Here is a 22,737-nt window from a genome sequence, read left to right as displayed (position 1 = left end):
GACGCATGAATAAATTCGCGCTGCTTTGCCCTGGCCAGGGCGCTCAAACTGCAGAGATGTTTGATCTGGCAACAGCGAGCCTGTCTGGTGCCGCTTTTTTAAAAACGCTGGATGACAGCGATGTATTCAGCCTGCCTTTGACGCAGGTGCTGGCTTCAACTGAACTGTTATTTGAAAACCGCTATGCCCAGCCGCTGATCGTGGCAGCCAGCCTGGCTAACTGGCAAGTGATACGCCATGCTTTGCCTGCCCCTGCTCTGGTCGCCGGTTATAGCGTTGGTGAAATTTCTGCCCATGCGGTCAGCGGTAGCCTCGATATACAAACAGCCATTCATCTGGCGGCTTCACGTGCACAAATGATGCAGGCTTGTGTCACGCAATCAGCGCCCCAGCGCATGCTGGCAGTCAGTGGTATCAACATAGCTGAATTGCAGGTTTTTGCCAGCCAGCATCGCCTGCATGTGGCCATTGTGACCGCAGAAAATAAAGCCATCATTGCGGGTCTGGCGGATGACATTGCACTGGCCATTCCGGCTTTGCAAGACATGCCTGGTCATGACATCAGCCATACTATAATTCCCGTGCATATCGCATCTCATACACCCTTGATGCAAGGGGCTGTGCCTGCGTTTACCCAATTGCTCATGCAGTCACCTGTCGTCGTCAGCAACACTTCAGTACTGGCAGGCGTGAGTGCTGAAACGGTTACTACGCCTGAGCAAATCTGCAGCAGCCTGGTAGAACAATTGACGCATCCCATACAATGGGCCGCCTGCATGGATGCCTGCGCAGAAAAGGGTATCCGCTTCGCGCTGGAGCTGGGGCCGGGGTCTGCCTTGTCGACCATGCTGCAAGCCAGGCATCCGCATATTGCGTGCCGGTCTGTCGCCGATTTTCGCAGCCTTGATGGTGTGATCGCATGGGTGAAGCGTCAGCTTGAATCTTGATCGTTTTTTTATTTTTTTCTGTATGCAGTAAAATCCGGAGGAGACACCATGCGACATCACCTTATCAATTCAATCAGCCTGTTTCTACTTACCATGACCATCCACACTTCAGCACTAACAGCCGAGCGTCTGCCGACCATACCGCCAGCGCAATATTCGGATGAACAAAAAAGAGCGGCTGAAGATTTCCTGGCAGCCCGCAAGGTACCGGTGTTTGGCCCGTTTGAACCCTTGATGCACAGCCCGCAAGTCATGAGTCAGGCACGTGCCATGGGTGACTACCTGCGCTATCAATCGGCACTGGGTACGACCTTGAGCGAACTGGTGATACTGATCACCGCAAGGGAATGGTCACAGGATTATGAATGGCATGTTCATTACCCCATCGCCATCAAGGCCGGTATCAAGCCGGAGCTGGCGGCCGCCATTGCTGACGGGCGACGTCCGGTGGGCATGACAGATGATGAAGAGATCGTCTATGAATTTTCAACAGAGTTGCACAAGAACAAGCGTGTATCTGAGCGCAGCTATGAGCGTGCAGAGAAACGATTCGGTAAAAAGGGAGTGGTGGATCTGACAGGCATCAATGCCTATTACACTTTGCTGGCGATGCAGATGAATGTCGCCGAATATCAGATTCCCAAAGATGGCAAAAAGCTGCCACGTTTTCCAGAATAAGAGTACGGTAGATGCACGTATGAATGAAGCATGCATGGGACCAATGTCCCATGCTGTTCACAGATCTGCTGCCATCACGGCAGTGTACGCAATGTACTAATAACGACGACGCTGCTGGCCCGGGTTGGACGGACCATGTTTTTCAATATGACGGAAAGTAATCCGGCCCTTGCTCAGATCGTACGGCGACATTTCCAGCGTTACCTTGTCACCCGCCAGAATGCGTATGTGATGCTGACGCATTTTGCCGGAGGTATAGGCAATCAATTGATGACCGTTTTCCAGGTTCACGCGAAAACGTGAATCCGGTAACACTTCTTCGACCTGACCACTCATTTCCAATAGTTCTTCTTTTGCCATGGGTTCTTCATCTTTATAGTAGGGTTGGGCGACACCAGCATGGCATCGCAAGCTTGCTGACGACAGACATCATCGGCAAGAAATTATTTCTGTTACGGTAAGCTCACATTGCGCGCCTGCCATTACGGCAGAAACCAGGCGTCAGAGCGGTATGTCGGCTGTACTAACACGTCAGAAACGCCGTTACGTGAAGACAGTGCTTAAGATACAAGTACAGAGGTACATGGATTAAAGATCAGGCCATCAACGCGGTAAAAAAACTGCGGACGGCTATAAATTCGAAAGAACACGCTGTTCCTGAAAATGCAACCAAATTCTGTTCCTTTTAGGATTATACAGCCTTGTATGAGTTTATCTGCATTTGCTTGCAGATCGCTGACAAAATCCCTGGAATAAAGTTGTGTTTATAGTATTTTTCAGCAGTTTTTGGCAATTCTGAATTGATGAGGGAAAGGTCGGTGCATACAAGCGTGGTATTTTGACAATCTCCAAAACGCAATGGCATGCAGCGTTTCCCTTCGGCGTGGTACTTTTAAAATTGCCGGCACACAGAGTCAGGCGCGTGCGGCAGCAGGGGATTTCAAAAACACCACAAACCCTGATCACGCCGGGCATCATGTGCTAAGCCCATTTTTAATGACAGGCAACTTAAGTCAGGCTTTCCAGCACATCGCGCTGCCACAGCCAGGCCGTGATGTTTTGCGATTGTTGAAGCCCCATGGTCGTTTCCAGTTTTTTTAAAACGCTGGCCAGTGACTGGGGCTGCCATAAAAAATCCAGATGTGGCAGCAGTGCCTGATTTTCCAAAAAAGAGATGGGGCGGTCAAGATTGGGGTGTTTCAGCGCCGCCTGTTTTTGTACCCTGTCATCCACCACGCAATACGTATCAACCAGACGCGTGGCTGGATGAATGCGCAAGGCATGATAGGGATTGAATGCATGCAGAGGCTTTAATTGCGCAGGTTGATAGTCTGCCAGTTGCCTGCTTTGTTCATGTAATGACAGGACCAGTGGATGACCGGCAAGCGTCGTAGTTGCGCTGGCAGCGTAATCTGCACCAGAACGGCTTTGCCAGAATGGTCTGTCATTACACCAGGCCTGTGCGTAATAAGATTGCGTCCAATAGTTATGACGGGCGCAGGTTTCTATCAGCCTTTGTTCAAAGAACTGGCGTGCCAACTGTGTCAATTCATCACGTTTGCTGTCGTTGCCACTTAACATGGTATGTAAAGCGACGACAGCCTGCAAAGAAAAGCGCATGGCTTTTTCTACGCCGGATGATGAAATTGGGTCGAGAGCAAATGCCGTGTCGCCCAGTTTCACCCTGCCTTCTTGCCAGCTATCCAGCGACAGATAGTGGCTTGCTGCACAGACCTGCAAGCGGCTGGCAAAAGGGGCTTGCGCCACAGCGCTGAATAACTGGCTCGCTGCACAATGAGACCTTATCCACTTTTCTGCCTGCCCCGGCATGTGCTGATGCGCTGTTTGCGGGTCGCTGACCAGCATGATTCGATAACGCTGATCTGGCAGGCGCGTACCCCATAACCAGCCATGTTCCAGCGCTTCTACCTGCGTCAGGCTGGCCAGTTCCGCTGGAATATGCTCAGGTGCCAGTTCAGCCCACATGGCAGACAAACGTGGCCCGCACGCATATTGTTGTGCGCTGTGCTCAGTGGTGAGGGATATGTTTTTTCTGCGCCCGCTGGCATCCAGAATAAACCGTGCATGGGTTTGCTGCATGCCCGTAGTAGTGTTGATGCTGACTTGCCAGTCATGGGCGCAGCCAGTGATGTCTTGCACTTGTGCAGGCATGGCAAGTCTTATGCCGCGCTGTTGTGCCAGCGCCAGCAACGCGGCATCAAAGGCGGCGCGGTTGACGACAGCGGCATCGCCGTGACGTATCGTTTCTGGCTGCCTGCTGCGCCAGCACAGGCGCGTAGCCAGGCCAGCCAGATGGGGCACGGCCTGCATGGCGTCGTTGGCATCGAGCATGGTGATGATGTTTTTAACGCCGGGGGTCAGTGCTTCGCCTATCTGCGGGCGTGGCCAGGTGGTGCTGCGTTCCAGCACCTGCACGCGATAACCCAGTTGCTGCAAGCGCAGGGCAGCGGTCAGACCAGCTGGCCCGGCACCGATGATGAGGACATCGACTGCGCTATCCGTACCAGCCATGTCAGGCCTGTATGCTGTCGGGTGCGCCGTTGAACCATGCGGGTGCCAGATGGCTCAGGCGCTGATGCGCACCAATGGTGTAATGCAGCCAGCCGCGTATGTAATCACAGGCATGGCGTCCACGTGCCAATACTTCATGATGGCAGCCGCCACCACACAGGTAACGCGCCCAGCAGTTATTGCAAGGCTGTTGCTGGTGTACGTGGCGCTGGCTCAGCCAGATGGCTTGTTTGCCACGGTCTACCCCTTCATCCAGGCTGCCCATTTTGCCCTGTTCATCTCCGACAAAGCGGTGGCAGGCAGATAAATCACCATCGGCAGACACACCAAAATAACCGGCACCTGCACCGCAAGGGTAAGGCCGGTGTGTGCCGCGCTGCAATTCACGCAAGGCGTTTTGCATATTCATGAATGGGTAACGCTGCCCCTGCATGACATGCTGCTCAAATGCCAGGCCGCAGGCAATCATGCCTTGCAGCATTTCGGCCATGTCTTCCGGCCCCATTTCTGCCTGCCCGTTCGAAGCACGTAATAACGGTGAAAACCCCACGCTATGAAAACCCATGCCTATGAACATATCCAGGGTGTGTGGCAGGTTCAGGTTGAACGGCGTGACTGTCACGCGGGCAGACACCTGCATCTGACGCTGGCGTTCCAGCAGCGGGGCAATACGCTCCACAATCTGGTCGAAAGAACCTTTGCCACCCTTGAAGGCGCGCAAGTGGTTGTGCTGCTCTGCCGGGCCATCCAGGCTGACTGTGACGGCAAAGCCGTGCTGCTCAAAAAAATCAGCATCTTCAGGCGTCAACAGCGTGCCATTGGTGGTGATGGAGAAATGGCAGCGCACATCGCGCTGGGCTGCCTGCCCTACGGCATATTCAGTCACGCTGCGCAGGACAGCACGGTTAGATAATGGCTCACCACCCATGAAAGCCAGGTTCACCTTGGCACCCGGTGCCGCTTGTTCCAGCAACAAATCCACAGCCTGCATGGCTTTTTGCAATTCCATGCTTTTTGCCTTGCCACCAAATTCGCCCTGCTGCGCATAGCAATAGGTGCAGCCCAGATTGCATTTTTGCGCGATCGCCAGCGACAGGGCATGTACTGGAGGAAAGGTCAGCGGCACATCATCAATATACGCCTGGGCTTGCAGGCCGTAATTCGCTATCAGCGCTGTCAGCAATTGCGCATCATCGTCATGCACTGCCACGCGAAATTCCGGCACCAGATCAGGTGGCAAGTGAAACAGCCTGCTACCGTTGACCAGTAATAACTGTGCACCCTGCGCATCTTCCACCAGATGTGCATCACGGTGTGAGGGGCGAGATGCTTCGACAATGCGCAAAGCCAGGGCAGGGGCAAGCCTGGCATCCGGCCTGGCAATGGGAGATGCTATCGCTTCGAGTTCAGGACTCATCCGCATCTTTGCCACGAATGATGAATTGCAAATCTTCTTGCCAGGATTTGAATAAATCATCGTAAGAATACAAACGCGTATCAGTGCGGTTGTCGGGTATGTAAGTGCCGGTACGTTTTTTTGCAAACCACATATCGCCACGCGACAAACCATCAACTCCCGGTTCTACATTGACATAATCAGGGCGTGATGCAGCCCAGTAATAACAGGCACATTCGCGATAATCATTTTGCCACGGCGCGCACAAACCCTGTGTCAGCTCACCCGGTTGCAGCAGAGCCGGGTTGAATGAGGCGGTATTGGCATCGAAGAAATGGCGCAGCCTTAACTGCACCTTGATGGTCGGTGCCCTGGGGTCGAATAACACTTCCGTGACAGCATTTTTTTCGGTGGTGAATTCACATTCCACCATCTGGCCTTGCAGATGCACGATGCGGGCAATCGAGTTTGACCATTCCATGAAAGACACGGCATTCGGGTTGGCAATGGATGCCAGCGTGCCAGAACTGCCATCGGGAAACACTGGCCCCGTTGTCACCACCATGGTGCCTGCTTCCAGACCGGCAAAGCGCAGCAGGCGGCGGGTTTTCAAATCTTCATAGGCCGGGTCCGCGTCCACCACATAGTTATTATTCTCTACCAGAGTGATACCTTCAAAGGCGCGCCGCCACAGATTTCTGAAATCAAATTCCAGACCAGGAAAACAATTGGAAATCGCACTGCGCGGCAACACCGATGCAGGGTTGCCAGTGCCGCGGTGATGAATTTGCGCCGTCAGGTTGCTGGCACTGATCGTCGTTTTCTTGTCTGACATTATTGGCCTCCTGCTGGCGTTGGTGCAGCAAACATCGCGTTTCTGGCAGCCTTGACGACCATATCAATATGACGACGTGTCAAGGTCAGGCTGCGCCCATCTGCACCACGCATCAGGGCAGGCATCTTGCGCAAGGTAGTGGCCGACAGATCGCCGATCTCTTCAGGCTGACGCAAGACCTGGGCAAACCACGGCGCACCACCGGCAGACAGGGCGCTGAAGACACGTTCATGCAAAGCACGCAGGGCCAGGTTGTCGACCAGTGAACTGGCAGCGATCGGTTCGTAATAACGTTCGAAGTCATTGGTGTTTTGCCGCACCATGGTGCTGGCCACGTTCAGGCGGCCATTGACCGGGTTGCCATTCATGACCGCCGTATTCATCAGCCTGACAGTTTCCAGCGCGCGCAGCACCAGTTCGGTAGCGTCATCAAGTGATACTTCTTCGTCTTTCACTTCTGGCCCGTACAACAGTTGTTCCATCTCGTCAGAAATCACGCGTACCGGCAAGGTATCTGGCGCAAAGGCTGGCGGCCCTGCACCGATATAGCTTTGCGCTTGCAGTACCGTGCCGTCATGCAATTTCAGACTGACTTTGACATGACCATCGCATTCATCATCGAGATAACCCCAACTGACCTGGTTACCGTCAGCATTGGCATAACCTGCATAGATACCGGCAGGGTTGGTCAGCGAAGGCCCCACGCTTTCGGTGTAATTGAGCCAGTCTTTTGTTTCATCGTACAAGATCAGCGCATCATTATCAATGATGGGGTCGGGCGTAAGCACCGGCACATTATTTTGATCTGGTTCCAGCCTTTGCTTGCGCGTTCCATACACGATGCCAGCAGCGGGTGTATAGCGAAAACGTATCTCAGGAAAATCCTGGTTCGGCCTGATAAATTGCACATGCCCCAGCGGCAGGGTTTTACCTGGTAAAAAATTCCTGCAATGTCCGAGCACAGCGTGGCGGGCATGATCTGTGATGCCCAGGTGCTGCGCATGGATCTGGTCATCGATATTGCCAGTGCGGCGGAACAGCTTGATATTACCCAGCGCTACATCCCAGTGCAGGCTGGCCAGTGTCAGCCCTTCCTTATGCAGCAGATCTGATGTCAATGCCTGTAATTCTTCGGGGTGTTCGCCGGTGCGTATATACACTTCCAGAAAAGGCGCGACGGGCCTGATCTTTTTATTTTCATCCTTGAAGCGGATTTGCTCTGGCAGGTAAGCACGCACAATCTCACCTGTCAGCTTATCCACTTCCAGGCTGGGCCGTGGCACGATACGGCGATAATCAAGCGGATTATCCGGGTCGGTTTCCAGCTCAAATGCTTCCAGCGGTTCGTCTGCTGCACCCAGGCGGGCAATGGCCAGGGGCGGCAAAATCCTGATTTCCAATATAGACATTCTGGGCTCCTAGAACAATGCAGCATCAATGCTGCCGGATAAGATACGCTGGGCCTGTGCCCGCATATTTTTGTCTGCTTCACGCATCGATGTCAGGTAAGTATGACGCGATGGTGGCGCGATCAGCAGCAAGGCTTCCACCAGATTGTCGGCAGCTGTCAGCAAATCCAGATGGCCGCGCCAGCGGTTAGCTTCACCAAAAGGACTGTTCAGGGTGTACGGCATCTGGAAAGGTGGCCCGGCAAAGCCCGCATCCGGATTCGTGGCAGACACAGGCGACTGCATCAAAATGTCAGAAATCGCGCGCAGGTTATACATCTCACCAAACGTACCGTTGACGATGGCACCACGCGGTGTAATTGCCCCTGCCGCATTCAAGCCACCAAACAGCGTAAAGCTATGGATCAGGTAAGTCAGCAACATGCGGTAACGCACGTTATGTAATTGCGCCCACAAGACCGATTCAGGGTGCGTAATGCGCGTTGTGCTGGCACCGGCATCTTCTGGTTCCAGATCCGGGTCCAGCGACACATAAGGGTTGACGGCCACCTTGCGTGATGGTGACCATGGTGCAAAGCTGACGCGCAAGCCTGCTTTGCTGGCGGGTTGCAATGTCTGCCAGCCATCCTGTGAATAATCTTCCGGGCGGGCTTCGCGCCACTGTTCATCACTCAGGCTTTCTTGCGCCAGCAGCTCACGCATTTCCACATACACCGTCAGAAAACGCACAAAATGGGATTTTGTCGAACCCGTCGTTGCCTCACCCTGTGAAGCGATGGCCTGCAAGGCCGACACCATATCGTCACGACAGGTTTGCGGCACCACCAGCACATCCGGCGTCTGCCTGGGCTGACCTGTGCTATTGCCCCGGTTGCCACCCTGGTAACCACGTCCCCATTCAGCCCAGTTGGCCTGCGCCGGATAAGTGTTGGCCTGGAACACGTCATCAGACAAATAATCAGGGTCTTGCACCAGCGGTATCAGGGTATTGAACAAGACCGACACCTGATGCGGGTCATCCACCTGCGCATGCACGCGCGCACGTATCTCATCCCCCAGCTCGCCACCTTCCCAGTCCACCGGTGATTCGGCATACACATACTTCGCCAGCGAATCCAGCGTCAATGGTTCCAGCGAAAACGGGAAAGGATAAAACGGTACATCCCAGGGGTAATCTTCACGTTCCATATGCAGCGGCGCACCAATCAGCCGCAGTGAGTTCTGCACAGAAATCAAATGCCCCATCTCTTCCTTGGCAATACCCAGTATCACCTCCTGCCAGTTGCGCACCACATCACGAAATTCTTCCGGCACCTGTGGCCCGCCCAGCGAATACGCCGCATACAGATATTGCACCATCAGGCAATGCTCAATCTCGGCATCGATGGACAACAGATAGCTGACATAGTCACGCGGAGAGAATTCGAGGTTGACCGAGGCAGTCTGGCTTTTGGTCGTGGGGCTGACGGCCTCTGCTGAAAGCGACTCCAACCCCATCAGCAAACCATTTTTAGCCCCCGTTTTGGGTAAGAGCTTGTTCATGGCACCAAGATGGCGCCTGATTTGTGCAGCACGCATTTCCTTGTCCTTCTGAGCTAGTGTTGCTATGGATGGAGCAAAAGCAAACATCCTCAAAACATTTGAAGGATGGATTGCGAGGTGGCTTTATTGAAAATGCAAGATTAAAATTAATAATAAGTTAATGTTAAATTATTATCAAGTGAGGAAAAGAGTTTTATTTGATAAGAAATTTGTGACACTAAGAATGTTGTTATTGCATGACAAATATATATTTTCTTGCAGAATGATTTGACCTGGTAAATTAATACATCTTATTTGTAGAACTCATCTCATATAAAGGGGTGAGATGAGTTCTGACATCAACGAAAACTACTTTTCCCAAAAAATGACATGATTGTAAAAATTCACTCATGCCTATGAATAAAGAGAGAGTATCCATTGCTGGTATAGCGGCAAACCTATCAGTACATTCATGGGGAAAGTAATTCCCAGGGCCGCCAGCATGGCAAGACCAATATTTGCCTTGGGGATGGATGCCTGAATTGCTGCTGGGGCGGCAATATAAGATGCGCTGGCCGTCAGGCCGGCTAACACCAAGGCGCTGCCGGCAGGAAGCTTCAATACCAGTGCCGTACCTATGCCTATCCAGGCCAGCGCAAAGGGGGCCAACGCGGCAAACATCATTAAGCGCCAATGCTGCAATGGTAAAGGAATACAAACTTTAGCCGTGCAGAGACCCATCTCCAGCAGAAACAGCGCCAGTATGGACTTGAAGCCATCTAGCAATACGGGTGCTAAAGAACCCAGGCCAGTTGAGCCGTAAAAATAACCAATCAATACGCCACCCCCGAGCAAAATGACGCCACGACTCGTTAATGCTTCCCGCAAAATACTGCCTTTTTCACTTTGCTCACCAAGCTTGCGATGCAGCCAAAGCATGAGCACGATGGCAGGCAGTTCCAGCATGACCAGGTAGAGTGTGGTTTCTGGATTCACCGGTAACCTGGCTTGTTCTACCATAGTAAAAACAACGGCAAAAGTACCGGCACTGACTGAACCGTAATGAGCAGCAATACTGGCTGCATCGTCGACTGTCAAAAGGACAAGCTTGCGCAAAACCGGATAACAAAGTAGCGGCAGCAATAGCCCCAGCCCTGCTACAGGAACCAATGTGGAGAGCATGCCGATCTCGAACTTTCCATGCAATGTCATGCCGCCTTTCAATCCCAGTATTAACATCAACAAAATTGACAGCGTTTGATATACGGGTTGTGGCACCTTCAGATCCGACTTCAATAAACCAGCAAGTAAGCCTAGCAAAAAAAACGCAATAACAATGTCCGGCATGAAACCACTCCTGTTTGTGAAAGTGGTGGCGATTGTGCTGGTTTCTGGGTATATTGACTAATAAATTATACCCATATTAATCATTGATAATCGTCTATGAATATTCGTCACCTGAGTTTTCGCCTGCTACAGGTTTATGTGCAAGTTGCACGCCTTGGCAATATTTCGGCGGCTGCCCGCGCCTTGCATCTGACGCAACCAACGGTATCTTTACAGTTGAAAAAACTCAGGGAAGCGGTTGACGAACCTTTGTTTGACCATCGTAACGGGCGCATGGTCATGACGCATGTGGGGGAAGAGTTATATCGGGCAGCCTGTGATGTATTGGTACGCTTTGAAGACTTTAACGGCGTCCTTGAACAAGCGCGTGATGGAAACACAGGCCATATTAATATTGCTATCGTAACCACTGCAAAGTATGTATTGCCTCGTATTCTGGGTGCTTTTTATCGACAATTTCCCAAGGTCGGTGTGACCTTGAACATTGGCAACCGTGCGCGTATTCTCGACAGGTTTTCGATGCAGGAAGATGATTTGTATGTTTTCAGCCATCCACCTAGCGGCACTGCCGTGAACGCGACACGCATACTTAAAAATCCTTTGCATATCATTGCACCGCATGATCACTGGGCGGCCAGTCATAGCAGGCTCAGCTTTGCTGATCTGAAACATGAACGTTTTTTGATCCGGGAGCCCGGCTCCGCCACCAGGATGATGTTTGAATCATGGCTTAGCGGCAAAGGGATTGAAATAGCCGACACCATGCAAATCGAAAGCAATGAGGCAATCAGGCTGAGTGTGGCGTCTGGCTTGGGTTTATCTGTGATTTCTGCCCATACGCTGCAAGAAGGCCGAGAAAAATTGGCGATCTTACCAGTAGATGAATTTCCGTTGAAGAGTAACTGGTATTTGGTTAGTAGAAAAGATCGCCGCCTTCCTCATGCTGCGATGCAGTTGATTCAATTCATGGCACAAGGTCTTCAAGAGTGCGTTGAACCGGATTGGGTTGATCCTGACATCGTTCATCTCGCCCGGCATTTCGTGTGAAGAAGGAAGTATCCACATTTAAAAATACCATTATCAGATAAATTTTTCACGTCAATTGTCCGATAAAAAATAGCTCATTTGCCACCAGCTCAGGTCATGTTGGCATCAAGCCGGGGGATGATCGCGGTTTCTGCGCAGGGCCTGGTCTACGCTGGAGGCGAGGTCGACTAACTGAAAAGGTTTGCGCAAGATGGCGTTGCCTTCGATGACCTGGTCGATGGCTTCCATATCGGCGTAGCCCGTAGCGATAATCATGGGAAGGCCGGGGAATTCCTGATTGGCGATATCAACCAGCTGGGCGCCTGTCATGCCCGGCATGAGGTAGTCAGTAATCATCAGGTCGGGCTTTTCGCGTCTTAGTTCTCGCAGGCCTGCTTCACCGTCTGACGCCTGGCTGACTTCATAGCCCAGGGCTTCCAGCGATTCCACCATGGAGTGCCGCACCGAGGCATCATCTTCCACCACCAGTATGCGTGTTCCGGCGGCGACCATTCGCAACACCGGCAGCGGCCCTTGTTTGTCACTGTCTGAAAAATCTTCCGCCAGTCTCAGCCATATTTCGATGGTGGTACCTACGCCTATTTCACTGAGCACCCTTGCGGTACCACCAGATTGCTGGGCCATGCCATAGACCTGGCTCAGGCCCAATCCGGTGCCTTTACCTACGCCTTTGGTGGTGAAAAACGGTTCAAACACTTTCGAAAGAATATTTGGTGCAATGCCATGGCCATTGTCGGTGACCGAGATAAGGCCGTAAGTGCCATGTGGAAGCAAGCCTTCCGGTGGCGTGGCTTTGCGAGCAGATACTTTCAGTTTGCCACCCCCGGGCATGGCGTCGTGGGCATTGATGGCCAGGTTGAGCAGCGCCATTTCGATCTGGTTTTTGTCTGCCATGATATATTCGAGTCCGTCTTCCAATGCAAAATCAAGCTCTATCGTTGACCCCAGTGAAGACTTCATCAATTCTCTGACACCCTCGAACAAGGCAAGCACATCCGTCGAGCGCAGGTCTAGCCGCTGGTTGCGTGAATAGGCCAGCAACTGGCCTGTGAGTTTGCCGCCCCGTTCACATGCCCGCCTGGCCACTTCCGCTTTACGCCTGGCAATATCGTCTTTGGACAATAACAAGATTAAATCCATGCTGCCCTGGATGACATTGAGCAGGTTGTTGAAATCATGGGCAATGCCACCGGTGAGGCGCCCCATGGCTTCCATTTTCTGGAATTGCACCATGGCTTGCTGTACGCGTTCGCGCTCAATGACCTCGGTCATCAATCTGTCATTGGCTTGTGCCAGCGCACGTGTGCGTTCTTCTATCCGCGATTCCAGGGTTTCATTTAATTGAAGCAGCTGTACCTGGCTATCACGCAATTTTTCAGCCGCCAGCTTTCTTTCCTGCAAGATCTTGCGCGCTTCGTATTGGCGGCGACGGCCTCGTAGAGCCGAGCTCAATGACCTCGGTCATCAATCTGTCATTGGCTTGTGCCAGCGCACGTGTGCGTTCTTCTATCCGCGATTCCAGGGTTTCATTTAATTGAAGCAGCTGTACCTGGCTATCACGCAATTTTTCAGCCGCCAGCTTTCTTTCCTGCAAGATCTTGCGCGCTTCGTATTGGCGGCGACGGCCTCGTAGAGCCGAGGCAGCGGCGCTGCGCAGGGTTTCTGAATTCAGCGGGCGTTCCAGCAAGACGATATTGCCAAGCTGGTCGAAGGTGCTCCTGGCCGTGCTGGTGGCGATGCTGCTGCCTTTGGAAATCAGTACGACAAATGGAAAATCAGACCAGGGCTCTTGTGCCTCCAGCCAGTTGATAAGTTGCCTGACGCCAGAATCTTGCAAAACTTCTTCAGCAATGACGCAAGCGCCAGCGCCATTCGACAATTCCGAAACCATGGTATCGAAATGTGGTACGGCGCCACATTCAAAACCGTTGCGGCTCAGGAATTGGTAGATGACTTCCGCGTCCCTGCCATAAGGCGCGAGAATCAGTATGCGTTCGTCCAGCACGCTGTTATTGCTCGGCATTAAGTTCTTCCACCAGCATGGGAGTCGTGCCGCGATAAGTGGGTAAGCCGGTCAATACGCCTTCAAAACCTTCCAGTGCTTCGCCGATGGCAATGCCACCGGCGGCGAGTTGTAGTTCATGAATGGTCAGCAAGTGGTTGCTGGTTCTGCTTTTTATGACGGTAATGGCGCGCCGCAACCTGCCATTTGATTCAAAAAAGCGTAACAGCACGGTGGTATCACTCAAATAGCTCAGATCGACATCGGTTCGCACTTCACCGATCAAACCATGTTGCCCAAGCACCAGCACCGTGGTGATACCTTGCTGGTTCAGATAAGATAAAAGCTCATGCATTTGCAGCGTCAGGTAATGCTCTCCCGGCATTGCGTGCAGGTAGGCATTCAGGCTGTCGATGACGATGAAACGCACGCTGCTCAGTTCAACCGCATCGCGCAACATCTGGGCAAATTCACCTGGTGCAAGTTCAGCCGGATCAATATGTTGCACAGTCAACTGACCACTTTCAACATAAGGTCTGATCTCTGTCCCCAGTGAAGCAGAGCGTGCAAAGAAAGTACCAAGGCCTTCATCAAACAAATAGAATGCGGCTTTTTCGCCGCGTTCCAGCGCAGAGAGCAGGCAACGTACCGACAATGTCGTCTTGCCTATGCCAGACGGCCCCACGATCAGTGAATTAGTGCCGGCAACCAACCCACCTCCCAGCAATTTATCCAGGCTGGGCAAGCCTGTCGAACTGGTATGCGGTTCAAATTGAAAAATGTGTTCTGCCGCCACCAGACGGGGAAATATTCTCAAGCCGCCAGTGTCCAGGACGTAGTCATGGTATCCGCCACGGAACTTGATACCCCGCATTTTGATGATGTTGATGCGGCGGCGTTCTTTGCCAAATTCTTGCGCGATCTGTTCCAGGCTGATGACGCCGTGCGCAATACTATGTAGTTGCTGATCGGGGCTATTGGATTTGTCATCGAGCAGAAGCACTGTGCAATCACGCAATGCGAAAAATTGTTTGAGCGCCAGAATTTGCCTGCGGTAACGCAAGGGGTTTTGCGCCAGCAGGCGCATTTCTGACAGGCTGTCAAAAACGATGCGCAAGGGCTTCAATTCATTGACGCGATCCATGACGCTTTTAGTTGTTTCACCCAGTTCCACTTCCGATGGATGGAACACAGATTGTTGTGCATCAGGATGCAGGGAATTGTCGTTAGCCAGTTCAAATACGGTGATCTTGCCAATATCCCATCCATGGCTCTCCGCGACTGCATTGAGTTCATCGGCAGTTTCCGAGAGCGTAATGTATAGCCCGGGCTGCCCCTGGGCCACACCCTCCAGCAAAAATTGCAGGCCCAGTGTGGTTTTGCCAGTTCCCGGTGAGCCTTCCACCAGATAGACACGTTGTGCGGTCAGGCCACCACAAAGAATATCGTCAAGCCCGGCAATGCCGGTAGAGATACGGGTAGTGCGTTTGCGGGTTTCAGGTGCGTAGGATTGGTCGGTCATAGTTGGTCGTATAGTATCAGCGTCATGAGGCATAAAATAAATTGCAAGGCATCGCGTGAAATAGAAGTCAAGTCACACTGGCCAAGATGGAGAGACCTTCGCTGACAGCTATCTTCATGATTAATTTTAATTCTATGACGAAAATTCTTATGTGCGGAAACATACATAATAAAACTTTTTCATGAAAAAATTATAAATAGCGATGAAGCAGGTACGGCATTTATGCATGAATCGATGATTCAGGATGCAGATATAGATGAACAGTAGATGAACAGTAGGTGCATGTGGACTTACCCGGCTGTATAGCGAAAGAGAGCACATTATTTTTTACAATAATGCGCTCTCTTCGTTTCTTTTCCTGACTTTTATTTGCTGTCAGCGTCGGCAGCTATTGGAGAAATTACTTGTCGATTCGGATATGTATTATTGAAATCTTATTCTGCAAATGCAGCAATAGAGCTGCGGCTGGACGCAGCCTGTTTCGCCTTGTACATCGCAATGTCAGCTTCCCGCAAGAACTGTTCTGCGTTTGTCACCGTGTCGTAGATACGTATGCCTATACTCGTTGACATCATGATTGTGGAACCGGGCACAGGTACATCTAAAGTGGCGGCTATTTTCTGGGCTAGAGTCTGCGCATGTTCCAGTATCCGTATGCCTTCGGCAAGCACGACAAATTCATCGCCGCCTAGCCGCGCCATGGTATCGGTTTCGCGCAAGCAGCCAGATACTCTTCTTGCAAATTCTTTTAGTACCTGGTCTCCGGTTTCATGACCATTCGTGTCATTGATTTTTTTGAAGCCATTCAAGTCCATGAACAATAAAGCCAGGCCATTGTTTTGCCGCAGTTGACGGACAATCGACTGATGCAATACTTCCATGAAACGACGCCGGTTTGGTAGCCCGGTCAAGCCGTCCGACAAGGCCATTTCGCTTAAGGCTTCTTCCCATTTTTTGCGCTCGGAAATGTCATGCAAAAAAGCCGTGAATTCAAGTTGACCTGCGATATTATTCACGTTCAAACTTATCTCGACGGAAAGCTCTTTACCATTGCGGTCAATAGCCAGGAATTCCCTTCGAGCAGTCGTTGCTGTTTTTTTAATGTTGTCCAGATGCGTCAGGATATTCGTGAAAGAACTTCTGAACGCAGGTGGCACAATGAGATCGGCGATATTGCGGCCCATGGCCTCACTATTGGTCCAGCCAAACAGGCATTCGGAAGACCGGTTCCATTGCGTCACAAAGCCAGCGATATCCATCGATATCACTGCATCGTTGGCATGTTCGAGTATGGTACGTATGCGCTCCTCGCTCGCACGCAATTGTGCCTGCACACGCAGCATGTCGTCAAAAGCCACCTGTTTCCCCAGCGCGGCTCCCAGTGCAGCTCCCATCAGTTCCAGCGTCTGTATATCTTCTTCGTCAAAACCGTGGGCTTGTTCAGACATGACTTTCAAAACACCAACAGGCAAGCCGCGTTCAAAAAGTGGGGTACAGATCATGGAGCGAACGCCCACTTTTTTGCAGGCATTTGCATCAACGCGTGGATCGGTTTCTGCATCGTCGCACTGAAGAATTTGTGCGCTGCTGACACATAAGCCCGACAGGCTATTGGCTCTCAAAAGGCGCAACCCCACATGCTGTGCTATCGCGCCGCTGGCCGAGCGGTAAACCATGTAATCATCGTCAACGAGTTCGACTACCGCGCCCTTTGCTTCGGTCAATTCCTGCAGCGTGTCTACAACCAGTTGCATGAATACGGCAAGATCCAGATCTGCCTGGGCGAGAAGGGATTGCGTCTCAATGATGCGCTCAAGCCTGTCTAGTTGCCTTGTATTTTTTTTCATTTTTCATCCACGCCGTTTCACACACTACACCTGATCTGATTGTACGTCTGTGAGATTTTTCTTTCAATATCCACGCGAAGAATGTCATCGTTGTGTAACTTATTTCCGTGCGCTATTGCACAGCTTCTCGGTGTGCGTGTTTGCATTGTGGTTTTTTTGAATTATCTTTTTTGTATGTCTTGTATAAGTGGATCATGTGATGCTTTTTTAACTTCATCTTGGGATATATGTCGCACTGCCAAGTTATTAAAAGTAAAATCCTGCAAGCGCATCATCAGGTGGCAAACTGCGAGTTGTTGAGGGCCATCAAGATAAAAAAAGCGGCTCATTATTTTTAAAATAATGAGCCGCTTTTTGTAATTTTATTTTTTATACTTTAACATCTGTTCCTACGCCATGCGCCTGCTGATCTGCATGGTAGCTTGACCTCACCATTGCGCCAACGGCGGCATGGGCAAAGCCCATTTTGTAGGCTTCTTCTTCATACATCTTAAAGACATCAGGGTGGACATAGCGGCGTACTGGCAAGTGGTGGCCGCTTGGGGCCAGGTATTGGCCTATGGTCAGCATGTCGACGTTGTGCGCACGCATGTCGCGCATGACCTGCAAGACTTCTTCATCGGTTTCACCCAGGCCTACCATGATGCCGGATTTGGTAGGCGTGTTCGGGTGTTGCTCCTTGAAGCGTTTCAGCAGGTTAAGGGAGTATTCATAGTCAGAACCCGGGCGCGCTTCCTTGTACAAACGTGGGGCGGTTTCGAGGTTGTGGTTCATGACATCTGGCGGGGCCATGTTCAAAATTTCCAGCGCACGGTCCATGCGGCCACGGAAATCCGGTGTCAGAATTTCTATGCGTGTCATTGGGGACAATTCACGCACGCGGGTAATGCACTCGGCAAAGTGAGCAGCACCGCCGTCGCGCAAATCATCGCGGTCAACTGAAGTGATGACGACATAGCTGAGCTTCAAAGCGGCGATGGTTTTTGCCAGGTTGGCTGGTTCATCGACATCAAGTGGATCCGGGCGGCCATGGCCGACGTCGCAGAACGGGCAGCGGCGCGTGCATTTGTCACCCATGATCATGAAGGTGGCCGTGCCTTTGCCAAAGCATTCGCCTATATTGGGGCAAGAGGCTTCTTCGCAGACTGTCACCAGTTTGTTGGCGCGCAGGATATCCTTGATTTCATAAAAGCGGGTGGTCGGCGAACCGGCCTTGACACGTATCCAGTCGGGCTTGGGCAATCTTTCCATCGGTACGATCTTGATGGGGATGCGCGCAGTCTTGCTTGCCCCTTTTTGTTTTTCGGAGGGATCGTAAGCAGCGGCGGCGACGTTGGTGTTTTCGGTTGTCATGGTATGAAGCGATGTCGAAAAATCAGGGGGCAGTCAAAAGATCTTGCAAATTCTGTGCGAGTGCGTTCTGGACTTGGCTTAGCGGCACGGTCACGCCCAGGGTTTTCATATCTACTGTGGCAAGGCCAGCATAGCCACAGGGGTTAATCCAGGAAAACGGCGTCAAATCCATCTCTACATTCAGTGATACGCCATGATAGGTGCAGCCGTTGCCGCGCACTTTCAAGCCCAGGGCGGCGATCTTGGCGCCTTGCCACTGGCCGTCGCTGACATAAATGCCGGGCGCGCCTTCCTTGCGTTCACCAGTAAGATTATACGCTGCCAGGGTGTTGATGACTGCCTGTTCTATCTTGTTGACGAATTCGCGGGCGAATAATCTTGCCCTGGGGTGGCTGCGGCGCAAGTCCATCAGCAGGTAGATCACCACCTGGCCGGGGCCGTGGTAGGTGACCTCTCCACCACGGTCGGTCTGCACGACCGGGATGTCATGCGCTGCCAGCACATGCGACTGATCAGCGCCCAGGCCCAGGGTATACACGGGTGGGTGTTCCACGATCCAGAATTCATTTTGTGTATGTTCATCACGTGCGTCGGTGAACGCGCGCATGGCGTCGAAAGTGAGCTGGTAAGGCTCAATGCCGCGATGGATAATGCGGGGTATCACGTTGGGGGCGAGGGCAGCTTGCATAGGCTGCTAGTGTAACATTTTGTGCGGACGGGGTCTTTGCTTGTGTAAATGATATCCTAGACAGTTCAGCCTCGTAGGTTGGGCTACGTCTCACCAGCCCAACACTTGGCCTTGAAATACCGTATACGTTTATTAAACGCCCACAGTGTTGGGCTGATATCCCGTAGCCTGGCGAGGCCCGATCCAAGCTACAAGAAATGACGACCTCGCCTATCAAATCCGCACCGCTATCGTCTTCTCCACCCTGGCTCTGCCACCTACCATGAGGCTGGGTATCTGCCCCTGCTGTATATCGAGTTCAACCCTGATCAGGCTTGGGGGAGGCGGGTTCCATGAGTGCGCCCTGTTCTATCTGGAAGGTGGCGCCGGGCATGTTGTACTGGGTGTAGAGCAGACATGCCAGGGGGCCAGCAGCGGTGCCGGTGGCGGATTCTTCACCTATGCCATAGCGTGGCGCAAACATGCGGGTGCTGGCAGCGTGATTGCTGTTTTGTACATCAAGGGTGAAAGGATAAAAGCCGACCAGGTCGAGTTCTTCGCTGATGTTGCCAATTTCTTCATGATTGGCTTGTATATTGAACAGGCAGTCGCGCCCTTTGATGGGAATGGCCAGGAAGGCATTGCCGGTATTGACCACGGTGGGCAATTTGTCGCGTATCAAATCATGCTCGCTCAAGCCCATGCTTTGCAAGATGCGTGCATACAGGCTGGTTGTGCCAGTGATTTCCGTATCGTCAGCCGTAATCACCTGATAGCGTGGTGCACTTTGCTGCATGAGCGCCAGGTCACCCTGGATCAGGATGTCACGCTTGCCATCGATGGTTTGTTTGCTGCACTGGCCTTCTGAAACCTTGCCCAGTTCACGCAACAAGGAAAACGTGGCGATGGTGGCGTGGCCGCAATGGGCGATCTGCCGGTTGGGGGTGAAAAAATCAAGCCGGTAGGTGGCGGTGTCGCAGCTGGATACGAAAGCTGTTTCTGATAAACCCACTGCACGGGCGATTTGTAGTTTTTGTGCAGTCGTATAATCGTCGGCCTGCAAGACCACGCCAGCCGGGTTACCGCCTTTGTTGTCATGGGTAAATGCGTGAACGATGTGAACTTCGACCAGCTGACCCATACCCACTCCTGGATTGACAAAGAATGAATATTATAGGGGGAGTGACAAGCAAGCTGCCAGCACAGATTTCAGTGCTGGCACGAGGGGCAGGACCACAATATCAGCAGCGCAAGATCAGCAGCGCAGGATCAAGAGTGGAGGGCGATGATTTCTGAGGTGGTTTTAACCTGGCAAAACTCATTGTGCAAACTCGACAGGTGGATGCGATGGATATCATCAGCGCTGATGTTGATGCCATCAGTACCCGGGCGGTCAAATGTCGCACAGGCATCTGCTGCCAGGCTGACGTTAAAGCCCAGGTTGCCTGCCATGCGGGTGGTGGTTGATACGCAATGGTCAGTCGTCAAACCCGCAATCACCAGCTGGCTGATGCCTTTGGATTGCAGATAAGCTTCCAGGCCAGTACCAATGAAGGCACTGTTGACCTGTTTGGCAAACACTACTTCATCACTCAGTGGTCGCGCCAGGGCTTTAAACTCACAACCTGGCTGATCAGCCCGTAAAGGTGAATCAGGCTCTACCGACTGATGCTGGACGTGGATCACAGTTTGATCTTGCTCGCGCCAGTGCTGGAGCAGGCTGGCGATATGCAATTCGGCCGCCGGATTATTGCGCTTGCCCCATTTCGGGTGATCAAAACCCTGCTGTACGTCTATCAGTATCAATGCTGTCGTTGTCATCTTGGCGCTTTTCTGCGGTTATACGTATTGGCGATCAGGCAAAAGTCTGGCTAAATTTGCTGGACAGTTTCCCGACATAAGCAGCCAGTGAAAACTCCGTTGCTGCTTTTTTTGCAATGATAGCGCCAGCAGACAATTCGATGAGGCTGGCTTTGTCTTCAGCTTCGATAACCACCAGCTGATTGGCTGGAATAGTCATGGATTCACCAGCACTCAACCAATAATCGTCTTTTTGACCAGCAATGGTCAGCCATACGCGGCCACAGGCAACTTCGATTTTGCGTGCTTGCTCTGCATTGCCGGAAAGTGTTGCACCGGCTGCTATCGTGTATGATGGGTTTGCGAAATTATTTGTCATTTCCTTACTCCTGTCTAAATGGCTACAAATGCCTTACCTGAAGTGCGATGCAAGCCTTTTGTACTGGGTAATGTACTGTGTGATGAAAATTGCTGCGCCGCGATAAGAGCATTGTAGTAGTGTCTGCATAGAAAATAAAACGAGTAATTTTCGTATCGTTTGCTAATTATATTCACATGAAAAAACCACTTTATACTTGGGTTTGCGGCTATGGATTTTCGACGATTACCTAATCTGGCGGCCTTGCGGGCTTTCGAAGCCGCTGCAAGACACCAGAATTTTTCGCGTGCAGCAGAAGAAATTCATCTGACTCATGGGGCCATCAGCCATCAGGTGCGGGCGCTGGAAGAAGAGCTGGGTGTCAGCCTGTTTGTGCGTAATGGCAAGCGTATCGCCATTACACCTGATGGCGAACAGTTTGCAGCCACCATCAGGCAGGCTTTGCAAAGCCTGGGTGAGGCTGCTGAACAGTTGAAAACCCGCAATAAGCAAAAGCGTCTGGGCATTACCGCACTGCCTTCGTTTGCAGCGCGCTGGCTGTCGCCGCGACTGGGGCGCTTTATTGAACATTACCCGGATCTGGAAGTGAGTTTACAATCGAGCAACCACCTGACTGACTATAACCGCGAATCCATCGACATCGGTATACGCTTTGGTTTGGGCAATTATCCAGGCATGGTCAGTGAATTATTGATGGGGGATTATTATTACCCGGTAGCCAGCCCTTGTTTTCATGGCGGGCAATTGCCGCAGACCCCGGCTGAACTGGCTGAAATGCAGTTATTGCGCTGTGATGGTGAGCCGTGGGAACCCTGGTTCCGTGCGGCCGGCCTGGATAATGATGAACCTATCGGTGGCCTGGTGTTTCAGGATTCATCCATGCTTGCCCGCGCTGCCGTTGATGGCCAGGGGATAGCCCTGGGCAGGCATGTGATCGTGCATTCAGATATACAGGCAGGTTTATTGAAACGCCTGTTCAGCATTGATGTGCCGTGTGAAGTAGCTTATTACCTCGTGTATCCGCCGAATGCCCTGCTCAAGCCGCAGGTAAAAGCCTTCAGGGAATGGCTGTTGAATGAAATAGCTATCGAGCGCAAATCTATGGCCTGACTACTTCGGTAGTGCAGGCGCATAGAGTTCAGCAGATGTTACAGAACTACTTTCACCATAGGGTGAGAAGACAGTTCACGGTAAAGACTATCAAGCTGTTCACGGCTGGTGGCCAGCACGGTGACTGTCACCGAGATATATGTCCCCTTGCTTGAAGGGCGCATTTCTACCTTGCCAGCGTGAAAGGTCGGGTCGTAAGAGGTCACTACTTCTACCATGGTCTTGGTAAAATCTTCATGCATGGGCCCCATGATCTTGATAGGGAAATCGCTGGGATAAACGATCAGACTTTCTTCCGGCGGGATGGGTTTCATTTCCATAATGATTCCAGGTCAATTAATTCAA

At 51.9% G+C, this 22,737-nt stretch carries 21 protein-coding genes; 4 read left to right on the top strand and 17 right to left on the bottom strand.

What is annotated here, in order from left to right:
* The first annotated feature begins 5 nt into the window (after positions 1 to 5).
* Together ACO0LH_RS03715 and ACO0LH_RS03710 are read left to right on the top strand one after the other, a co-directional pair.
* Positions 6 to 947: an ACP S-malonyltransferase gene (locus ACO0LH_RS03715; protein ID WP_422939686.1), complete on the top strand. Its 942-nt coding sequence runs from the start codon at positions 6 to 8 to the stop codon at positions 945 to 947.
* Between the two features lie 48 nt (positions 948 to 995).
* Entirely contained in the window at positions 996 to 1,625 is a 630-nt protein-coding gene (locus tag ACO0LH_RS03710) for a carboxymuconolactone decarboxylase family protein (RefSeq protein ID WP_422939685.1), read from the top strand.
* A 96-nt stretch (positions 1,626 to 1,721) separates the two neighbouring features.
* Here the strand turns inward: ACO0LH_RS03710 and infA are convergent, their stop codons facing one another.
* The 7 genes from infA to ACO0LH_RS03675 all read right to left on the bottom strand — a co-directional run bounded on the left by infA (position 1,722) and on the right by ACO0LH_RS03675 (position 10,665).
* Positions 1,722 to 1,985, bottom strand: coding sequence for a translation initiation factor IF-1 (infA, locus tag ACO0LH_RS03705; RefSeq protein WP_422939684.1), 264 nt, complete (start codon positions 1,983 to 1,985; stop codon positions 1,722 to 1,724).
* A 648-nt stretch (positions 1,986 to 2,633) separates the two neighbouring features.
* Positions 2,634 to 4,157 carry a flavin-dependent monooxygenase QhpG gene (gene qhpG, locus ACO0LH_RS03700; RefSeq protein WP_422939683.1) on the bottom strand — a complete coding sequence of 508 codons (1,524 nt, stop codon included), beginning with the start codon at positions 4,155 to 4,157 and terminating at the stop codon, positions 2,634 to 2,636.
* A 1-nt stretch (position 4,158) separates the two neighbouring features.
* Positions 4,159 to 5,574 carry a radical SAM protein gene (locus tag ACO0LH_RS03695; protein WP_422939682.1) on the bottom strand — a complete coding sequence of 472 codons (1,416 nt, stop codon included), beginning with the start codon at positions 5,572 to 5,574 and terminating at the stop codon, positions 4,159 to 4,161.
* Positions 5,564 to 6,388 carry a hypothetical protein gene (locus ACO0LH_RS03690; RefSeq protein WP_422939681.1) on the bottom strand — a complete coding sequence of 275 codons (825 nt, stop codon included), beginning with the start codon at positions 6,386 to 6,388 and terminating at the stop codon, positions 5,564 to 5,566. The genes ACO0LH_RS03695 and ACO0LH_RS03690 overlap by 11 nt, the downstream gene beginning before the upstream one ends.
* Positions 6,388 to 7,797 (bottom strand): hypothetical protein, encoded by a 1,410-nt coding sequence (locus tag ACO0LH_RS03685; RefSeq protein WP_422939680.1) that lies wholly within the window; start codon positions 7,795 to 7,797, stop codon positions 6,388 to 6,390. Before ACO0LH_RS03685 ends, ACO0LH_RS03690 begins: the two co-directional genes overlap by 1 nt.
* Positions 7,798 to 7,806: 9 nt before the next feature.
* The gene (locus ACO0LH_RS03680) at positions 7,807 to 9,375 is read right to left on the bottom strand and encodes a ferritin-like domain-containing protein (protein WP_422939678.1); all 1,569 of its coding nucleotides are present in this window, start codon (positions 9,373 to 9,375) and stop codon (positions 7,807 to 7,809) included.
* A 357-nt stretch (positions 9,376 to 9,732) separates the two neighbouring features.
* A complete protein-coding gene (locus tag ACO0LH_RS03675) occupies positions 9,733 to 10,665 on the bottom strand; it encodes a sodium-dependent bicarbonate transport family permease (protein WP_422939677.1) in 933 nt (310 codons plus the stop codon).
* Positions 10,666 to 10,761: 96 nt separating this feature from the next.
* On the opposite strand from ACO0LH_RS03675, the gene ACO0LH_RS03670 reads away from it, so the two are divergent.
* Entirely contained in the window at positions 10,762 to 11,712 is a 951-nt protein-coding gene (locus ACO0LH_RS03670) for a LysR family transcriptional regulator (protein WP_422939676.1), read from the top strand.
* 105 nt (positions 11,713 to 11,817) lie between these two features.
* Here ACO0LH_RS03670 and ACO0LH_RS03665 read toward each other — a convergent pair whose 3' ends face one another.
* From ACO0LH_RS03665 to ACO0LH_RS03625, 9 genes are all read right to left on the bottom strand, one after another.
* Positions 11,818 to 13,164 carry a response regulator gene (locus tag ACO0LH_RS03665; RefSeq protein WP_422939675.1) on the bottom strand — a complete coding sequence of 449 codons (1,347 nt, stop codon included), beginning with the start codon at positions 13,162 to 13,164 and terminating at the stop codon, positions 11,818 to 11,820.
* A complete protein-coding gene (locus ACO0LH_RS03660) occupies positions 13,088 to 13,735 on the bottom strand; it encodes a hypothetical protein (protein WP_422939673.1) in 648 nt (215 codons plus the stop codon). Before ACO0LH_RS03660 ends, ACO0LH_RS03665 begins: the two co-directional genes overlap by 77 nt.
* Positions 13,722 to 15,236: an ATPase domain-containing protein gene (locus ACO0LH_RS03655; protein ID WP_422939672.1), complete on the bottom strand. Its 1,515-nt coding sequence runs from the start codon at positions 15,234 to 15,236 to the stop codon at positions 13,722 to 13,724. Before ACO0LH_RS03655 ends, ACO0LH_RS03660 begins: the two co-directional genes overlap by 14 nt.
* 434 nt (positions 15,237 to 15,670) lie before the next feature.
* Positions 15,671 to 17,083: a diguanylate cyclase domain-containing protein gene (locus tag ACO0LH_RS03650; RefSeq protein ID WP_422939671.1), complete on the bottom strand. Its 1,413-nt coding sequence runs from the start codon at positions 17,081 to 17,083 to the stop codon at positions 15,671 to 15,673.
* 369 nt (positions 17,084 to 17,452) lie between these two features.
* Positions 17,453 to 18,436: a lipoyl synthase gene (gene lipA / locus ACO0LH_RS03645; RefSeq protein ID WP_422939670.1), complete on the bottom strand. Its 984-nt coding sequence runs from the start codon at positions 18,434 to 18,436 to the stop codon at positions 17,453 to 17,455.
* Between the two features lie 22 nt (positions 18,437 to 18,458).
* A complete protein-coding gene (lipB, locus tag ACO0LH_RS03640) occupies positions 18,459 to 19,124 on the bottom strand; it encodes a lipoyl(octanoyl) transferase LipB (RefSeq protein WP_422939669.1) in 666 nt (221 codons plus the stop codon).
* A 298-nt stretch (positions 19,125 to 19,422) separates the two neighbouring features.
* Positions 19,423 to 20,244, bottom strand: coding sequence for a PhzF family phenazine biosynthesis protein (locus ACO0LH_RS03635; RefSeq protein ID WP_422939668.1), 822 nt, complete (start codon positions 20,242 to 20,244; stop codon positions 19,423 to 19,425).
* Positions 20,245 to 20,372: 128 nt separating this feature from the next.
* Positions 20,373 to 20,924 (bottom strand): cysteine hydrolase family protein, encoded by a 552-nt coding sequence (locus tag ACO0LH_RS03630; RefSeq protein ID WP_422939667.1) that lies wholly within the window; start codon positions 20,922 to 20,924, stop codon positions 20,373 to 20,375.
* A 34-nt stretch (positions 20,925 to 20,958) separates the two neighbouring features.
* Positions 20,959 to 21,282, bottom strand: a complete 324-nt coding sequence (locus ACO0LH_RS03625; RefSeq protein ID WP_422939666.1) for a DUF2917 domain-containing protein — start codon at positions 21,280 to 21,282, stop codon at positions 20,959 to 20,961.
* A 210-nt stretch (positions 21,283 to 21,492) separates the two neighbouring features.
* On the opposite strand from ACO0LH_RS03625, the gene gcvA reads away from it, so the two are divergent.
* Positions 21,493 to 22,392, top strand: a complete 900-nt coding sequence (gene gcvA, locus ACO0LH_RS03620) for a transcriptional regulator GcvA (RefSeq protein ID WP_422939665.1) — start codon at positions 21,493 to 21,495, stop codon at positions 22,390 to 22,392.
* 38 nt (positions 22,393 to 22,430) lie between these two features.
* On the opposite strand, the gene ACO0LH_RS03615 is transcribed toward gcvA, so the two are convergent.
* Positions 22,431 to 22,706 carry a DUF493 family protein gene (locus tag ACO0LH_RS03615; RefSeq protein ID WP_422940558.1) on the bottom strand — a complete coding sequence of 92 codons (276 nt, stop codon included), beginning with the start codon at positions 22,704 to 22,706 and terminating at the stop codon, positions 22,431 to 22,433.
* Positions 22,707 to 22,737: the final 31 nt, after the last annotated feature.

Source organism: Undibacterium sp. TJN19 (assembly GCF_049339485.1).
Lineage (GTDB): Bacteria > Pseudomonadota > Gammaproteobacteria > Burkholderiales > Burkholderiaceae_D > Undibacterium.
This window is presented reverse-complemented; position numbering and strand designations above follow the sequence as displayed.